General features: G+C 52.9%; 10 protein-coding genes and 1 other RNA gene. 7 read left to right on the forward strand and 4 right to left on the reverse strand.

What is annotated here, in order from left to right:
- The first annotated feature begins 81 nt into the window (after window positions 1–81).
- Window positions 82–786, forward strand: coding sequence for a pirin family protein (locus tag GA565_RS22570; RefSeq protein WP_152200996.1), 705 nt, complete (start codon window positions 82–84; stop codon window positions 784–786).
- Window positions 787–1,005: 219 nt separating this feature from the next.
- Here the strand turns inward: GA565_RS22570 and rnpB are convergent.
- Both rnpB and rsmI read right to left on the reverse strand, forming a co-directional pair.
- An RNA gene (gene rnpB, locus GA565_RS22575) (RNase P RNA component class A) lies at window positions 1,006–1,384 on the reverse strand.
- 74 nt (window positions 1,385–1,458) lie between these two features.
- Window positions 1,459–2,346: a 16S rRNA (cytidine(1402)-2'-O)-methyltransferase gene (gene rsmI / locus GA565_RS22580; RefSeq protein WP_152200998.1), complete on the reverse strand. Its 888-nt coding sequence runs from the start codon at window positions 2,344–2,346 to the stop codon at window positions 1,459–1,461.
- 62 nt (window positions 2,347–2,408) lie between these two features.
- On the opposite strand from rsmI, the gene GA565_RS22585 reads away from it, so the two are divergent.
- The 4 genes from GA565_RS22585 to dolP all read left to right on the forward strand — a co-directional run bounded on the left by GA565_RS22585 (window position 2,409) and on the right by dolP (window position 6,107).
- Window positions 2,409–4,448 carry a penicillin-binding protein activator gene (locus GA565_RS22585; protein WP_152200999.1) on the forward strand — a complete coding sequence of 680 codons (2,040 nt, stop codon included), beginning with the start codon at window positions 2,409–2,411 and terminating at the stop codon, window positions 4,446–4,448.
- 42 nt (window positions 4,449–4,490) lie between these two features.
- Window positions 4,491–4,862, forward strand: coding sequence for a YraN family protein (locus GA565_RS22590; RefSeq protein ID WP_152201001.1), 372 nt, complete (start codon window positions 4,491–4,493; stop codon window positions 4,860–4,862).
- Window positions 4,863–4,931: 69 nt separating this feature from the next.
- Complete coding sequence (diaA, locus tag GA565_RS22595) at window positions 4,932–5,522, forward strand: DnaA initiator-associating protein DiaA (protein ID WP_026110499.1); 591 nt, start codon at window positions 4,932–4,934, stop codon at window positions 5,520–5,522.
- Between the two features lie 9 nt (window positions 5,523–5,531).
- Window positions 5,532–6,107: a division/outer membrane stress-associated lipid-binding lipoprotein gene (gene dolP, locus GA565_RS22600; RefSeq protein ID WP_152201003.1), complete on the forward strand. Its 576-nt coding sequence runs from the start codon at window positions 5,532–5,534 to the stop codon at window positions 6,105–6,107.
- 100 nt (window positions 6,108–6,207) lie between these two features.
- Here dolP and mtgA read toward each other — a convergent pair whose 3' ends face one another.
- Together mtgA and arcB are read right to left on the reverse strand one after the other, a co-directional pair.
- Window positions 6,208–6,939 (reverse strand): monofunctional biosynthetic peptidoglycan transglycosylase, encoded by a 732-nt coding sequence (gene mtgA, locus GA565_RS22605; protein WP_152201005.1) that lies wholly within the window; start codon window positions 6,937–6,939, stop codon window positions 6,208–6,210.
- A gap of 899 nt (window positions 6,940–7,838) precedes the next feature.
- Complete coding sequence (gene arcB / locus GA565_RS22610) at window positions 7,839–10,178, reverse strand: aerobic respiration two-component sensor histidine kinase ArcB (protein ID WP_152201007.1); 2,340 nt, start codon at window positions 10,176–10,178, stop codon at window positions 7,839–7,841.
- An 889-nt stretch (window positions 10,179–11,067) separates the two neighbouring features.
- Here arcB and gltB point away from each other — a divergent pair.
- Together gltB and GA565_RS22620 are read left to right on the forward strand one after the other, a co-directional pair.
- Window positions 11,068–15,540, forward strand: coding sequence for a glutamate synthase large subunit (gltB, locus tag GA565_RS22615; protein ID WP_152201008.1), 4,473 nt, complete (start codon window positions 11,068–11,070; stop codon window positions 15,538–15,540).
- Between the two features lie 9 nt (window positions 15,541–15,549).
- A complete protein-coding gene (locus tag GA565_RS22620; protein WP_055774468.1) occupies window positions 15,550–16,968 on the forward strand; it encodes a glutamate synthase small subunit in 1,419 nt (472 codons plus the stop codon).
- The last annotated feature ends 143 nt before the right edge of the window (window positions 16,969–17,111 follow it).

Raw genomic sequence — 17,111 nt, forward strand, 5'->3', positions numbered from 1 at the left:
CCGACCAGATTAACTGGCTAACAATCGTGCGTCCAGACGCTTACCATTTATCTATCGATTTTTTTAACTGAGCCAACGGCCATGATTAAGAGCAGAACAGCGCAAGAGTGCGGAAAAGCCGACTTTGGTTGGCTTCAGGCCAGATACACTTTCTCCTTTGGACACTATTTTGACCCTAAACTGATGGGCTATGCCTCACTACGCGTACTGAATCAGGAAATATTGGCGCCGGGTGCAAGCTTCCAGCCCCGCACCTATCCACGCGTGGACGTGCTCAATCTGGTGCTACAGGGCGAAGTTGAGTATCGAGACAGCGTAGGTAATAGCACACGGATACATGCGGGCCAAGCCGCGCTGCTGTCTACGCAGCCGAACGTCAGCTACAGCGAACACAACCTCAGTCACAGCAAACCGTTAACGCGGATGCAGCTGTGGCTGGATGCCTGCCCGGCGCAGGAAAATCCCCTGGTGCAAAAAATTGAATTAGGTGACCACAAGCATTTCTTGCTGGCGTCACCGGGCGGAGAAGAAAATAGCCTTCAGCTCCGTCAGCAGGTGTGGATCCATCACATTAATTTGAAGCCTGGCGAGCATCAGAGTTTCCCGATAAACGGTCCTCGCGCCTATTTACAGTCGATCCACGGTCAGGTCGACGTTCAGGGCGGTGACCAACACGATAAGCAGAGTCTGGTTTGTGGTGACGGCGCGTTTATTCATCAAGAGCAGACACTAACCGTAAAAGCCATCACGCCGCTGCAGGCGCTGCTGATTGATTTACCGGTCTGATACAAATAAAGCCGCTTTCTTTTTGTAGAGAAAGTCGTGGACAGCCATTCAATTCCCAAGCCTCAGAAATGACAAAACCCCGCCGAAGCGGGGTTTCATTAGATGAGTTGGAGTTGACCGTTAAGCCGCTTTCTTTTTGTAGAGAAAGTCGTGGACAGTCATTCACTTTCCAAGCCTCAAAAATGACAAAACCCCGCCGAAGCGGGGTTTCATTAGATGAGTTGGAGTTGACCGTTAAGCCGGGTTCTGTCGTGGACAGTCATTCATCTAGGCCAGCAATCGCTCACTGGCTCAAGCAGCCTACCCGGGTTCAGTACGGGCCGTACCATGTGAACCCCTATTTGGCCTTGCTCCGGGTGGAGTTTACCGTGCCACGGACTGTTACCAGCCGCGCGGTGCGCTCTTACCGCACCCTTTCACCCTTACCTGATCCCACTTGCGTGGGCCATCGGCGGTTTGCTCTCTGTTGCACTAGTCGTAGGCTTGCGCCTCCCAGGCGTTACCTGGCACCCTGCCCTATGGAGCCCGGACTTTCCTCCCCTCCATCTGTCTCCCCCGAAAGGGACGGCAACGAAGCGGCGACTGTCTGGTCAACTCCGGCGCGGATTATAGGGGGTTAGCGCGCCGATGTATAGGGCCGATGTGACGATAAGCCAACCTATCGTTCAATCCTTACTCTTCTTCGTCTTCTGCAGCATCATCGCCCTGCTGTTCCAGCGCATAACGATAAAGCTGATTTTTCTTCACGCCGTGGATCTCCGCGGCAAGTGCAGCGGCCTTCTTCAGGGGTAACTCTTTTTGCAGCAGCGCCAGCGTGCGCAAGGCCTCGGCGGGAAGCGCTTCGGCGTCCGGCGTATGCCCTTCAACAATAAGCACCATTTCACCGCGCTTACGCACTTCATCTTCAAGAACCCAGGCCAGAAGTTCTCCCACCGGTGCGCCGTGAATCGATTCCCAGGTTTTGGTCAGCTCACGCGCTAGCACCACATAGCGCTCAGGCCCCCAAACGGTAACCATATCCTGCAGACTTTCGAGCAGCCGATGGGTTGATTCGTAAAAAATCAGCGTGCGTGGCTCTTCAATAAGCGCCTGAAGCGTGTCTTTACGTGATTTTGTTTTCGCTGGCAGGAAACCCTCATAGCAAAATCGATCGGAGGGCAAACCGGCGGCGCTGAGTGCGGCAATCGCGGCACAGGCACCGGGCAAAGGCACGACGCGAATACCGGCCTCGCGACACCGGCGAACCAAGTGATAACCTGGGTCATTAATAAGCGGCGTTCCTGCGTCTGATACTAACGCAATGCTTTGACCTTCTTGAAGTTTTGATATGAGATGGTCGGCTTTTTGCTGCTCGTTATGGTCATGCAAAGGGTACATTTTTGCACTGATTGCAAAGTGCTGAAGCAGCAATCCGGTGTGTCGAGTGTCCTCGGCGGCAATCAAATCTACACTGCTCAGCACGGCTAAAGCACGCTGCGTGATGTCTCCCAAATTGCCGATTGGAGTCGGTACCACATACAGCGTTGATGCAGAAATATCTGCTCGATCGTGTTGATTCATTGTTTCATCCGGATTGCCGATTTAATATTGAGCATCTTGAAAAAAACATCACTGGAAACAGCATGCCTTCCTCAACTACTTTTCGTACCCGCACGGGGCGTTTGATCCCTGCAATTATCGTGGCGATGTTACTTGCCAGCTGTTCTAGCCAGGCTCCGCAGACGCCGAAAGAAAGCGTGCAGGATGCGGGCACCGGCAGCGCCGATTATTATTTGAAACAGGCGCAGCAGAGCAGTGATGATAACAAGGCTAACTGGCAATTACTTGCGATTCATGCCCTGTTACGTGAAAACCGCGTTCCTGAAGCGGCCACTCAACTCGGTCAATTGCCCCAGCAAGGCTTGAATAACGGTCAACTCAGTGAACAACAGTTGCTTAGCGCCGAGCTGCTGGTGGCCCAGAAAAACTACCCGGCGGCCAGTGCAGCACTGGGCAAAATCGACGCCGATAGCTTAACGGCTGATCAGAAAGCCCGCTATTACCAGGCGTTTATTACCGCAGGTCAGGGCCGAGCCAGCCTGCCGCTGCTGCGTGCCTATATCGCACAAGAACCGTTGCTGCAGGGCAAAGCGCATCAGGCTAATGTAGATGCCACCTGGCTGGCACTCACGCAGCTTTCCGCGCAGGACGTGAATGCCGTGGTTATCAATGCCAACGAAAACGTGCTGCAGGGCTGGCTCGATCTGTTAAACGTTTGGCAAACTAACAAGCAGGACTCGACTCAGCTGAAGGCGGCGATTCAGGACTGGCAGAAACGCTATCCGTATAATCCGGCGGCAAAAACACTGCCTACGGCGTTAAATAACGTGGTTAATTTCAAGCCTGGCTCAACTGAAAGGGTCGCTCTGCTGCTGCCCCTGAGTGGTCCGGCAAAAGTTTATGGCGATGCGATTCAAAAAGGATTTATGGCCGCGGTGAATGGCCAGGCAAACCCGTCAGCCCCTTCACAGCCAGCACCCGCCCCTGCTCCAGCTCCAGCAGCGCCTGCTACCGACCCTAATGCTGCGGTCAGCACTTCCGCCACCGACGTGACTGCCGCCGAGGGAACGCCGACATCAGCCCCAGCAGTTACCCCCGCTGTTGCGCCAGTTGCGCCGGCGCCTTCTACCCCTTCGGCTACCGTCAAAGTTTACGACACCAGCACGCAACCGCTGCCCGCTCTGCTCGCACAGGCCAAGCAGGACGGCGCGACGGTTATCGTCGGCCCGCTGTTGAAAGACCAGGTGAGTGCTCTGACCTCGGCACAAACGTCGCTCAACGTACTGGCGCTTAACCAGCCTGAAACTGAAGCCAACAGCCCTAACATTTGCTATTTCGCCCTCTCTCCAGAGGATGAGGCTCGCGATGCGGCTCGTCATATCTGGTCGCAGCACAAGCAGCTTCCGCTTCTGATGGTGCCGGGCGGTGCTTTTGGCGAGCGAATTGCGCAAGCCTTTGCCAACGAATGGCAAAAACAGGGCGGTCAAACCGTGCTCAGACAAACCATCGGTTCTTACGCCGACCTCAAGCAGCAGGTTAGCCGAGGCGGCGGGTTACGCCTTAGCGGTACGCCAATCACTGCGGCTGCACCGGCGCAGCCGACCGGTGTGACCATCGGCGGCATAACTATTCCTTCGCCGCCAACGGATGCACAGGTGACCGCCGGTTCTGCCGACAGTTCGGGCAATGTCGATGCTATCTATATTGTGGGTTCACAGGATCAACTGACGCTGATAAAACCGATGATTGATTTATCTATCAATACGCGTGTGAAACCGTCACTCTATGCCAGCTCCCGCAGCTATCAGGCAGGCGCAGGCCCTGATTATCGCCTGGAAATGGAAGGCCTGCAGTTTAGCGATATCCCGCTTCTGGCTGGGTCCAATCCTCCCCTGATGCAGCAGGCCAGCAGCCAGTTGGGTAATGATTACTCGCAGGTGCGCCTCTACGCGATGGGCATCGATGCCTATAATCTGGCGAATCACTTCACGCAAATCCGTCAAACGCCCGGCTACCAGCTTTCCGGTACTACCGGTAATCTGTCTGCCAACGGCAATTGTGTGATACATCGCCAGCTACCTTGGTTACAATACCGTCAGGGTGCTTTAGTTCCTGTATCATGATATTTCTCTGATGGAGAAGTATTTGAAGTACAAGGACGTACAATGGATTGGACAAAACCGACGCACCGTCAGGTTGGCGCACACTACGAAAATCTGGCCAGACGCCATCTTGAACGCGCTGGACTGGTCTTTGTGACGGCAAATGCCGCCTGCCGTGCCGGTGAACTAGACCTTGTCATGCGCGATAAACAAACCTGGGTGTTTGTTGAAGTGCGATACCGCCGCAATGCCAATTTTGGCGGCGCGGCAGCGAGTGTGACATACCCTAAACAGCGGCGCCTGTTGCGCGCCGCAGCCTTCTGGCTTGCGCAACACGATGCAAGCTTTGACACATCATCTTGCCGTTTTGATGTTTTAGCCATCACTGGTAGCCAGATAGAATGGTTGCCAGATGCATTCAATGCGCAAGGATAGTATCAAAACTGATGGACACGCAGCGGAGCTCTACTGCGTGCCAACACCTTTGACTGACGAGAAAACAACGTGCTGGAAAGAATCAAAGCCTGCTTTACCGAAAGTATCCAAACTCAGATAGCAGCAGCGGAAGCCTTGCCTGATGCTATATCGAGAGCCGCGATGACGCTGGTCCAATCGCTGCTCAACGGCAACAAGATCCTTTGCTGTGGGAATGGAACCTCGGCTGCAAACGCCCAGCATTTTGCCGCTTGTCTGATAAATCGCTTCGAGACTGAACGTCCGAGCCTTCCTGCAATCTCACTCTCTGCAGATAACGTTGTTTTGACCGCTATCGCCAACGATCGCCTGCATGAAGAGATTTATGCCAAGCAGGTTCGTGCTTTAGGCCAGGCAGGTGACGTATTGCTGGCCATTTCGACTCGTGGTAACAGTCGTGATATTGTCAAAGCGGTAGAAGCAGCAGTGACACGGGATATGACTATCGTTGCTCTTACTGGCTATGACGGCGGCGAGCTGGCAGGACTTTTGGGCACGCATGACGTGGAGATCCGCATCCCTTCTCACCGCAGCGCGCGCATTCAGGAAATGCATATGCTTACCGTTAATTGCCTCTGTGACTTAATAGATAACACGCTATTCCCACACCAGGACGATTAAGGAGATCCAATGAAGGCAAGTTACCTCTTTGCTGTAGTGCTTAGCGCCCTCTTGTTACAAGGCTGTGTAGCCGCCGCAGTGGTCGGCGCCGCAGGTGTAGCCACCAAGACGGGCACGGACCCACGCACCGTGGGGACTCAGGTTGATGACACCACGCTAGAGGCGCGCGTTTCAAACGCCATCAGTGCCAACAAGGATTTAAAAGACAAAGCGCGTATCGTTGCCACGGCGTATTCCGGCAAAGTATTACTTACCGGACAGGCACCGACTGCCGATATGGCGACTACCGCCAAACAGCTGACCATGAAAGTGGACGGTGCTACGGATGTGTATAGCGAAATTAGACTCGGCAATCCGGTCAGTCTGGGCACGGCGTCAGCCGATACCTGGATAACCACCAAAGTCCGTTCGCAGCTGTTAACCAGCGATCAGGTGAAATCTTCCAACGTTAAAGTGACCACCGAGAATGGCGAAGTCTTCTTGTTGGGTCTGGTGACGCAGGAAGAGGGACAGGCGGCGGCCAAGATTGCCGCTGGCGTCAGTGGGGTGAAACACGTCACTACGGCCTTTACCTACGTGAAATAACACGCTGATACCGTCGGCAGTGATACAAAAAAAAGGACAGCCAGTGCGGCTGTCCTTTTTATTTTATTGCCGATGAGCATGACCCAAGATGCAAAAGAAGCTAATGCAGCTTGTGCTCTTGCAGGAAGTTATCGCCACCCAGCTGGCTCATCTGTCTGAGGATCCACTGCTGTCGGCGAAGCACATAAGCCGAAGGGGCATTCACTTTAAAAGTGTGAGGATTCGGCAACACGGCAGCAAGCAGTGCCGCCTGCGAAGCCGTGAGTTTACAGGCCGGTTTGTGGAAGAAGTGCTGCGCTGCCTCTTCTACGCCAAAGATGCCGTCGCCAAACTCGACAATATTGAGGTACACCGTCAAAATGCGACGCTTGCTCCAAACCGTTTCAATGCCGACCGTCAGGCCCGCCTCCAGCCCTTTTCGCACCCAGCTACGTCCGTCCCATAAAAAAAGATTTTTCGCCGTTTGCTGCGAAAGCGTTGAGGCACCGCGAACAGTGGCGTCTTCATCTTCATTGTGCGTCAGCGCCGCCTGAATAGCACCCACGTCAAAGCCCCAATGCTCAGGAAACTTCTGGTCTTCGCCCGCCATCACCGCCAGTGCCATAGGTGAAGAAATTTCACTCATCGGTACCCAATCAGAGTGAGACACATAGCTAAAATCGCCACTCAGCCAAGCTGAAAGCTGTCTTTCAACCATCACGGCAGAAAATGGGACCGGTAAAAACGAAAAAAATACAATTTCCGCTAACCAAATGCCGAGTAAAGTAATTACCGCTCTTTTTACCCAGATAAATGGCCGATAAAAAAGACTCTTTTTTAACTTTTTGCTCATTCAATACAATCCATGACACATCTGACCATCTTATCAATAACCACAGTAACCACATGTCTAGGGCTAGCAGTAAGCACGCCTGTCATGCTAACAATGTGGATATCGTGTCCAAAATCGGGGCTATTTCCCGCACAATCTATGGCTGCAGTGCCCATTGCATCAATATGTTCCGAATTTTATTCATAATTTTCATTCCAGACTGCCGGCGTTGACTTCATCAGTGCCGGATTAGTACAGCTGACGAACGGCGAAAATCAATTGGTTTACGTTTCTAATGAATCAGGCGCGGAATTGTAAAAAGAATTTATCAATCAAGCCTCATGCCCAGCGCCCGATTCATCCTGCAAGCCAAAATTAAAGGCCAATTTATAGCCGATTTTTTTGCTTAATCTTCATAGCATAACTTATCGCAAAGCGTGAAATAATTTCACTTAAGGCCACAGGTAGCGACTTAGAGAGCAATTGACCCGATTCAGCATCAAAGAATTTAGATAAGTCATTAATTACAGAACCTTGCAGAGATCCCGCTATTCCCACCCTGCTCAAAATAGGCATTTCAAGCGCATAATCTGAGTGAAAAAGACCTCATCAAACGCTGAATTTACGTCAAAAGCATACCTGCCGACTAGTACACTTTCCTGCTTGATTCATCTTCTGCAAAATTAACTGCGATTAACGCTTGAACTTATGTATAGACAAAGATTAATCTACATCACAGTTTTTAATGATTCTCGTAACAGATTCGCTGATATTTGTTATGTTGAGTACACAAAGTTGTATTACACTTATACATCTGATTTACCAAGACCTGCGAATAATTACCCTTATCAGAACAATACGTGGGTTATCGATTTCCCTGGTGTTGGCGCAGTATTCGCGCACCCCGGCCTAGGCTGGGGTTATTTTTTTTCAGCTTCCGCCGTCCACTCAAGCAACGTCTGCACGTCATTGCGCCATTCGAGCTTCAACTCATCAATCCAATCCTGAACGTTGTCCCACCATGCCGGTAAAGAAGGCGTTTGAATCTGCTGTGCGAGCTGTTGCAGGTGTTTTAATCCCACCGACCCTGCTGCCCCTTTAATTTTGTGCGCTTCTTCAGCAATGCCCGCCTGATCGCGCGCGGTCATATTTGAATCTAGCACCTCGAGATAGCCAGGCATCATCTGAACAAACATCTCTGCGCTCTGATGGATAAGCCCCGGACCTACCAGCTCCATGTACTGTTCGAGCATCGGAATATCAAGCAAGGTTTCGTTGCTTTTCATTGCGCTAGCCTCCTCGAGAGTTAATTCTTCTTCATTTTGGTGATCCCAAAACTGCTGGATCATCGCGGTAAGCGCTGGAACTGACAGCGGCTTGCTGAGCACGTCATCAATTCCCGCATCGAGATATTCTTTTTTATCTTTCAGCACATTGGCGGTCAAGGCAACCAGCGGCGGCAGAGACTTGGCGTCATATTTTTCACGCAGTATTCGTGCGACATCCAGCCCGGTCATGTCAGGCAGCTGAATATCAAGCAGCACCAGATCAAACTCATGCGGCACAAACATCTCCAGCGCATCGTGGCCGGTCATTGCCACCTCAACGCTGCTGCCGAGTTTTTCAAGCACCGAACGGGCGACGATAACGTTGAGCTCGATGTCTTCAACCAGCAGGATATTTAACGCAGGCAGCGGCAGAATATCGTCTTCGTCGATCTCTTTTTCCGGCTCGTCGAGCGAAGGCGCGCTGACGGTGAGCGTGAAGCAGGAGCCTTTCCCCGGCTCGCTGCTGACAGTGATATCACCGCCCATGCTCTGCGCCAGACGTTTCGATACCGCCAACCCAATGCCGGTGCCGGTCGCTGGCTTGCCGCCGTTCTGATCCTTGACCTGATAATACATGGCAAAGATTTTATCCTGCTCGTCCTGCGGAATACCCATGCCGGAATCCTGCACTTCAAAACACAGGTGATCGCCGCTGTCGTGATGCACCCGCACCACAATCTCACCCTTGTGAGTAAACTTCACGGCGTTGCCAATCAGGTTCCACAAAATTTGACGCAGGCGTGTGCCGTCGGTAATCAGCGTTTGCGGCAGCGGGATATCCGGCTGCATCACAAACTTCAGCCCCTTAGGCTGCACCAGCAGGCCGGTAAGGTTTTCCAGATCAGAGAGGAAATCGGTAAAATTGAGCGGATTATTGTCGAGCTGCACTTTGCGGCGCTCGAGTTTGTCCATTTCAATGATGTCGTTAAAAATATTGCCCAGTGTAATGGCGCTAACGTGGATGGTTTTCAAATAATTGTGCTGCTCACCGTTCAACTCGGTGTCGAGCAGAATCCGACTTAGGCCAACGATGCCGTTAAGCGGCGTACGAAGCTCGTGGCTGATGGTTGAGATAAAGGTAGTTTTCTCTCTACTCGCGTTCTCTAACGCGTCCTGATAGCGTTTACGCTCGGTTATATCGCGTCCAAAGCCCATTAAGCCGTGACGTTTGCCGATTCGGTCATAAAACGGCACTTTACGCAGCTCGAAGCACGCCTTGCGACCGTCGGGATACACAAGCCACTGTTCGTAGGTCAACGCGACGTTGTGACGGAATACCTTCTCGTCGGTTTCAATGACTTTTTCGGCAATATCTGGGGTATAGACGTCGTTTGGCGTCAGCCCAATCAACTGCTTCTCACTGAGGCCGGTCAGCAGCTCCATAGCGCGGTTGCAGCCGGAGAACTCTTTGTCTTCATTGCGGTAATAAACCAGGTCCGGCGAGGCATCAAGGAAAGAGCGTAACAGCGCCGACTGTTGACTCAGTTCGATTTGTGCCTGTTCGCGGTGCTGCATTTCGAGTTTGAGTTTGTCGACCACCGCCAGACGGGCCTCTTCGGCTTTAATACGGTCGGTAATTTCCTGATTGAGCTGGGCAATATTCTCGGTAAGTTGTTCATTTAATTTTAAATCGCGGTGGCGCATCTCTTCGAGTTTATCAACCAGGCGAGTCAGACGCTGGCGTGACTCTTCAAGTTGTTCAACCACCACCGACAGGAAATAGACCGCCCACGGCGTAATGATCAGACCAAAAAATATTGAACGCACGACGTCAATGCTTTCAACCTGACCACGCAGCAGCATAGTTACGGCCATTTGCACAATCATTGCCAGTACGACCAGCGCCGAGGCAAGCAACAGCGAAAAACGGACTAGCCCGAGCTTGACCATCAGGTCGACGTAGTACTGAGCAAGTAATCTGATTTGCTTCATAGCCTTTCCTTGATAAAAACCATCTTTCACCGAGAGATCCCCGAATAAAGTCTCGCCAAATCATACCGCAAATAACGTCGGGATGAGCTTTTTAGCGCCATTTTTTCGAACTTGCACCTTAGATGAACGCCAAGTGGTGCAACGAATCAAAAGGGGGTGATATTGACTAATTTTGGCTTATGCATTAAAAATAGCGCCCCGCCTGAAATTCCCAAGGCCACGCCTTGAAAGGCTTTTATTTTTCCCTGATTTCCCTCTCGGCTCTAAATACCCAAACGCAAAGAATAACTATTCAGTATTACTGCAAATAAAGTCACTCTTGGGAGTATGAATAATTCTTATTATCCGCCCCCTATTAGCACATTATTACGCTATGATTAAAAACAGCGATAAAGCACACATCAGGCATAATTCGCAGGATAAAACGCTGGCAAACTACCCCGCCCTAGCATGGTGCACAGATTTCGACCTTGCACTACAGTGAGACAGCTCACACTTCCCCCTGAGCGCCACACTGTTAATATGGCTTCTAAAAAACCATTTAATTGCTTTAAATCATAAACTTAAATTGAAAAAAGTTCATTTTAGCCCTGCGTCAACCGATATTTGACCTACCCGCGCTTTCTCGCTAAGTTGGAAGTCCGCTGGAAGCACTCTTTATCAGTTAAAAATCGATGAGCAAACAACTCGTCATATTTATGCAGTAATTGAAGACTCCCTCATTAAAACAAGTCATATACCACTTGTGAGAACCGTCACGAGGGGCCACTGACGGAGGATGTCAGCCATAAACCGCACCATAAGAGTGCGTTAAAATGCTGGATCCCCCGTGAGAAAGCTCCCTCGCAGTAGGTGTGAGAGTCTCGCAGAGCCTGGGGAGGTTCACGTTATGTTGTATGATGCATCCCATGAGAAGGATAACTGTGGTTTTGGCCTGATCGCCCATATTGAAGGTGAACCTAGCCATAAGGTCGTCCGCACGGCCATTCACGGACTGGCACGTATGCAACACCGTGGCGCAATTCTTTCTGACGGAAAGACTGGCGACGGTTGCGGCCTGTCATTGCAAAAACCGGATCGTTTCTTCCGGATGATCGCCGAAGAGCGCGGCTGGCGCCTGGCGAAAAACTATGCCGTGGGCATGATCTTCCTCAACAACGATGACGAGCGCGCTGCAGAAAGCCGCCGCATTATCGAAGAAGAAATTCTGAACGAAACGCTGTCGGTTGTCGGCTGGCGTGATGTGCCGACGAACCCAGACGTTCTCGGCTCGATTGCGCTCTCCTCCATGCCGCGCATCGAACAAATTTTTATCAACGCGCCTGCCGGTTGGCGTCCGCGTGATATGGAGCGCCGCCTGTATATGGCGCGCCGCCGCATTGAAAAACGCATTGGCGAGTGTGAAAACCCGGACAAAGAGTTTTACGTCTGTAGCTTCTCCAACGCGGTCAATATCTATAAAGGCCTGTGCATGCCGATAGACTTGCCGCGCTTTTATCTTGACCTGGCAGACCTGCGTCTGGAATCGGCCATTTGCCTGTTCCACCAGCGCTTTTCTACCAACACCGTGCCACGCTGGCCGCTGGCGCAGCCGTTCCGCTATCTGGCGCACAACGGTGAAATCAACACCATCACCGGCAACCGCCAGTGGGCTCGCGCGCGTGCCTACAAATTTAAAACTCCGCTTATCCCAGATCTGCAGGATGCGTCGCCGTTTGTGAATGAAACCGGCTCGGACTCCAGCTCGCTGGACAACATGCTGGAGCTGTTCCTTGCCGGCGGTATGGACCTGCTGCGCGCCATGCGTTTGCTGGTGCCACCGGCCTGGCAGCAGAACCCGGATATGGACCAGGACCTGCGCGCGTTCTTCGACTTCAACTCCATGCACATGGAGCCGTGGGACGGCCCTGCGGGCATCGTGATGTCCGACGGTCGCTACGCTGCCTGTAACCTTGACCGTAACGGCTTGCGTCCTGCGCGCTACGTGATAACCAAAGATAAACTGATCACCTGCGCCTCTGAAGTCGGTATTTGGGATTACCAGCCGGATGAAGTGGTTGAAAAAGGCCGCGTTGGCCCGGGCGAACTGATGGTTATCGACACCCGTAGCGGCAAGATCCACCACTCCTCCGAAACAGATAACGATCTGAAAGGTCGTCATCCTTATAGAGAATGGATGGAAAAGAACGTTCAGCGCCTGGTGCCGTTCGAAGACCTGCCTGATGATCAGGTTGGCAAGCGCGAGCTGGATGATTCATTGCTGGAAACTTACCAGAAACAGTTCGGCTACAGCAGCGAAGAGCTGGATTCAATCCTGCGCGTGCTGGGTGAGAACGGTCAGGAAGCCGTCGGTTCGATGGGCGATGATACGCCGTTCGCCGTGCTGTCCAGCCGTCCACGCGTAATTTATGACTACTTCCGCCAGCAGTTTGCGCAGGTTACTAACCCGCCAATTGATCCGCTGCGTGAAGCACACGTCATGTCACTGGCGACCAGCATTGGCCGCGAAATGAACGTGTTCTGCGAGGCAGAAGGTCAGGCACACCGTCTGAGCTTTAAATCGCCGACCTTGCTTTACTCCGACTTTACTCAGTTGACCACGCTCGACAGCAAGTACTATCGCGCCGAAACACTGGACCTGACTTACGATCCAACCGAAATGGATATGGAGCAGTTTGTTCAGAAATTGTGTGATGAAGGCGAGCGTAAAGTGCGAGAAGGTGCCGTGTTGCTGGTGCTGTCAGACCGTAATATTGCGCCAAATCGCCTGCCGCTGCCTGCGCCTATGGCCGTGGGTGCGCTGCAATACCGCTTGGTCGAGAAGAGCCTGCGCTGTGACGCCAACATCATTGTTGAAACTGCCAGCGCACGCGATCCGCACCACTTTGCCGTGCTCCTCGGCTTCGGTGCGACCGCCGTTTATCCTTACCTGGCCTACGAAACACTGGCCAAAATGGTCGACGCCAACGTCATCGATAAAAATTACCGCGAAGTGATGCTGAACTACCGCAACGGCATCAACAAAGGCCTTTACAAGATCATGTCCAAAATGGGCATCTCGACTATTGCCTCTTACCGCTGTGCGCGTCTGTTTGAAGCCGTAGGTCTGCATAAAGATCTGAGCAACGTCTGCTTCCCTGGCGTGGTCAGCCGCATCGGCGGCGCGAGCTACAGCGACTTCCAGATGGACCTGCAAAACCTGTCTAAACGCGCCTGGCTGAAACGCAAGACGCTGGACAACGGCGGTCTGCTGAAATACATGCACGACGGTGAATATCACGCTTACAACCCTGATGTGGTCCAAACGCTGCAGACAGCGGTTAACAGCGGTGATTACGACGATTATAAAAAGTACGCCAAGCTGGTAAACGAGCGTCCGGCGTCCATGCTGCGCGATATGCTGAAAATCACCCCTAAAGGTGAGCCGATCCCCGTTGATCAGGTTGAGCCGGCCGAAGGCCTGTATACCCGTTTCGACTCGGCGGCGATGTCTATTGGCGCACTGAGTCCGGAAGCACACGAATCCTTGGCTGAAGCGATGAACAGCATCGGCGGGCGTTCCAACTCCGGTGAAGGCGGTGAAGATCCTGCGCGCTACGGCACCAATAAAGTGTCACGGATCAAGCAGGTTGCTTCGGGTCGCTTTGGTGTCACCCCGGCTTACCTGGTTAACGCCGACGTGATTCAGATAAAAGTGGCCCAGGGTGCTAAACCGGGCGAAGGCGGCCAGTTGCCGGGTGATAAAGTCACTCCATACATCGCCAAGCTGCGCTATTCAGTGCCGGGCGTGACGCTGATTTCACCTCCGCCGCACCACGACATCTACTCAATCGAAGACTTGGCGCAGCTGATTTTCGACTTGAAACAGGTGAACCCGAAGGCGATGATTTCCGTCAAGCTGGTTTCCGAACCGGGCGTTGGCACTATCGCCACCGGCGTGGCAAAGGCCTATGCCGATCTTATTACCATTTCCGGCTACGACGGCGGCACCGGCGCAAGCCCACTGTCTTCGGTGAAATATGCCGGTAGCCCGTGGGAACTGGGTCTGGTTGAAACCCAGCAGGCGCTGGTGGCTAACGGCCTGCGCCACAAGATTCGCCTGCAGGTTGATGGCGGCCTGAAAACCGGTGTAGACATTGTTAAAGCCGCGATTTTGGGTGCAGAAAGCTTCGGCTTTGGTACCGGCCCGATGGTCGCGCTGGGTTGTAAATACCTGCGTATTTGTCATCTGAACAACTGCGCAACCGGTGTAGCAACTCAGGACGAAAAACTGCGTCGCAACCACTACCACGGCCTGCCTGAGCGCGTGACAAACTACTTCAAGTTTATCACTCAGGAAACCCGCGAAATCATGGCCGAGCTGGGCGTCAGCCAGTTGGTTGACCTGATCGGTCGTACCGATCTGCTGGTTGAGCTTGACGGTTTCACGGCAAAACAGAACAAACTGGACCTGTCTCCTCTGCTGGTCACGGCAACGCCACATCCGGGCAAAGCCGTTTACTGCACGGAGAGCAATCCGTCGTTCGATAAAGGTCAGTTGAACAAAGACATTCTCGAGCAGGCTGCGCCGCACATCGAAGCCAGACAAAGTAAGGCGTTCTATTTCGACATTCGCAACACCGACCGTTCAGTAGGTGCGCTGCTGTCAGGTGCCATTGCCGAGAAACACGGTGACCAAGGGATGTCGGCCGATCCGGTCCGCATCAACTTTAACGGCACCGCGGGTCAAAGCTTTGGCGTGTGGAATGCGGGCGGCGTTGATTTAATGCTGACCGGCGACGCCAACGACTACGTGGGCAAAGGCATGGCCGGCGGACGCATCGCGATCCGTCCTCCAATTGGTTCGGCCTTCCGCAGCCACGAAGCCAGCATTGTCGGCAATACCTGCTTGTACGGCGCAACCGGCGGCAAGATGTTTGCAGCAGGCCGCGCGGGTGAGCGTTTTGCAGTTCGTAACTCCGGTGCAATCACCGTGGTTGAAGGGATTGGCGATAACGGCTGTGAATACATGACCGGCGGCATTGTCTGCGTGCTGGGCCGTACCGGCGTTAACTTCGGTGCAGGTATGACCGGTGGTTTTGCTTATGTTCTCGACGAAGACGGCGAGTTCCGCAAGCGCGTCAACCCTGAGCTGGTCGAAGTGCTCGAGGTTGAAGATTTGGCAATCCATGAAGAGCATCTGCGCGGTTTAATCACCGAGCACGTACAGTTGACCGCGTCGACCCGTGGTGAAGAGATTTTGGCGAACTGGCCTGAATGGGCGCCTAAATTTGCCCTGGTAAAACCAAAGTCCAGTGATGTTAAAGCATTGTTGGGTCACCGTAGTCGTTCCGCAGCCGAGCTGCGGGTACAAGCGCAGTAAGAGGTTAAGATGAGTCAAAACGTTTATCAATTTGTCGACTTACAGCGTGTTGATCCGCCAAAGAAGCCGCTTAAGATCCGTAAAATTGAGTTTGTGGAAATTTACGAGCCGTTCTCGGCCACTCAGGCTGCATCGCAGGCAGACCGCTGTCTGTCCTGTGGTAACCCTTACTGCGAGTGGAAATGCCCGGTGCATAACTACATCCCTAACTGGCTGAAACTGGCCAATGAGGGGCGCATTATGGAAGCCGCAGACCTTGCGCACCAGACCAACAGTCTGCCAGAAGTCTGTGGGCGCGTTTGCCCGCAGGATCGCCTGTGCGAAGGTTCATGTACTTTGAACGACGAGTTTGGTGCCGTGACCATCGGCAACATCGAGCGCTATATCAATGATAAAGCGATTGAGATGGGTTGGCGTCCGAATATGTCGCACGTGCACCCTACCGGCAAGCGTGTGGCCATTATCGGCGCAGGTCCGGCAGGCCTTGCCTGTGCCGACGTACTGACCCGCAACGGCGTGAAGGCGGTAGTCTTTGACCGTCATCCGGAAATCGGCGGTCTGCTGACCTTCGGCATTCCTTCGTTCAAGCTGGAAAAATCAGTGATGACTAAGCGTCGCGAAATCTTCACCGAAATGGGTATCGAGTTCAAACTCAATATCGAAGTCGGTAAAGACGTGACCATGGACGCGCTGCTGGCCGAATACGACGCGGTATTCCTCGGCGTGGGCACTTATCAGTCGATGCGTGGTGGGCTAGAAAATGAAGATGCGCCGGGTGTTTACGACGCTCTGCCGTTCCTGATTGCCAACACCAAGCAGCTGATGAAATTTGAAGCACAGCCGCACGAGCCTTACGTCAGCATGGAGCACAAGCGCGTCGTGGTTCTGGGCGGCGGTGATACGGCGATGGACTGTGTGCGCACTTCAATTCGCCAAGGTGCGACGGAAGTAACCTGTGCCTATCGTCGTGACGAAGAAAATATGCCTGGCTCACGCCGTGAAGTGAAGAATGCCCGCGAGGAAGGCGTTGAGTTTAAATTCAACCTGCAGCCGCTGAGCATTGAGCTTAACGATTCTGGCCGCGTATCCGGCGTCAGAATGGCACGTACCGAGTTGGGTGCACCTGATGCACACGGCCGTCGTCGCGCCGAAATCGTTGCCGGTTCCGAGCACGTGATGGACGCTGACGCCGTGGTTATGGCATTTGGTTTCCGTCCGCACAAGATGGAATGGTTGGCTGCTCACGACGTTGAGCTAGACAGTCAGGGCCGCATTGTGGCGCCAGAAGGCAGTGACAACGCGTTCCAGACCAGCAACCCGAAAATCTTCGCCGGTGGCGATGCGGTTCGCGGATCTGACCTGGTTGTTACCGCAATTGCAGAAGGCCGTAAAGCCGCTGATGGCATTATGTGCTTCCTGGAAGTCTAAGATTTCACGGGTAACTTATTTACGGCGGTTTTTGTGATCAAACACCGCCGTTTACTCACTTCCGCTATTAAAATTCCTTTCATAGACTCCTTGGGTAATCCAGTGGCTGGCCTCTTACATTATTCACGTAGTAAAAAACCAGC

It is taken from the genome of Rouxiella sp. S1S-2, assembly GCF_009208105.1.
In the GTDB taxonomy this organism is placed as follows: Bacteria; Pseudomonadota; Gammaproteobacteria; order Enterobacterales; family Enterobacteriaceae; genus Rouxiella.

Excerpts from the sequence above, each read along its gene's own strand:
- GA565_RS22570 (WP_152200996.1), top strand. The coding sequence starts at position 82 with ATGATTAAGAGCAGAACAGCGCAAGAGTGCGGAAAAGCCGACTTTGGT.
- rsmI (WP_152200998.1), bottom strand. The coding sequence starts at position 2,346 with ATGAATCAACACGATCGAGCAGATATTTCTGCATCAACGCTGTATGTG.
- GA565_RS22585 (WP_152200999.1), top strand. The coding sequence starts at position 2,409 with ATGCCTTCCTCAACTACTTTTCGTACCCGCACGGGGCGTTTGATCCCT.
- GA565_RS22590 (WP_152201001.1), top strand. The coding sequence starts at position 4,491 with ATGGATTGGACAAAACCGACGCACCGTCAGGTTGGCGCACACTACGAA.
- dolP (WP_152201003.1), top strand. The coding sequence starts at position 5,532 with ATGAAGGCAAGTTACCTCTTTGCTGTAGTGCTTAGCGCCCTCTTGTTA.
- mtgA (WP_152201005.1), bottom strand. The coding sequence starts at position 6,939 with ATGAGCAAAAAGTTAAAAAAGAGTCTTTTTTATCGGCCATTTATCTGG.
- arcB (WP_152201007.1), bottom strand. The coding sequence starts at position 10,178 with ATGAAGCAAATCAGATTACTTGCTCAGTACTACGTCGACCTGATGGTC.
- gltB (WP_152201008.1), top strand. The coding sequence starts at position 11,068 with ATGTTGTATGATGCATCCCATGAGAAGGATAACTGTGGTTTTGGCCTG.
- GA565_RS22620 (WP_055774468.1), top strand. The coding sequence starts at position 15,550 with ATGAGTCAAAACGTTTATCAATTTGTCGACTTACAGCGTGTTGATCCG.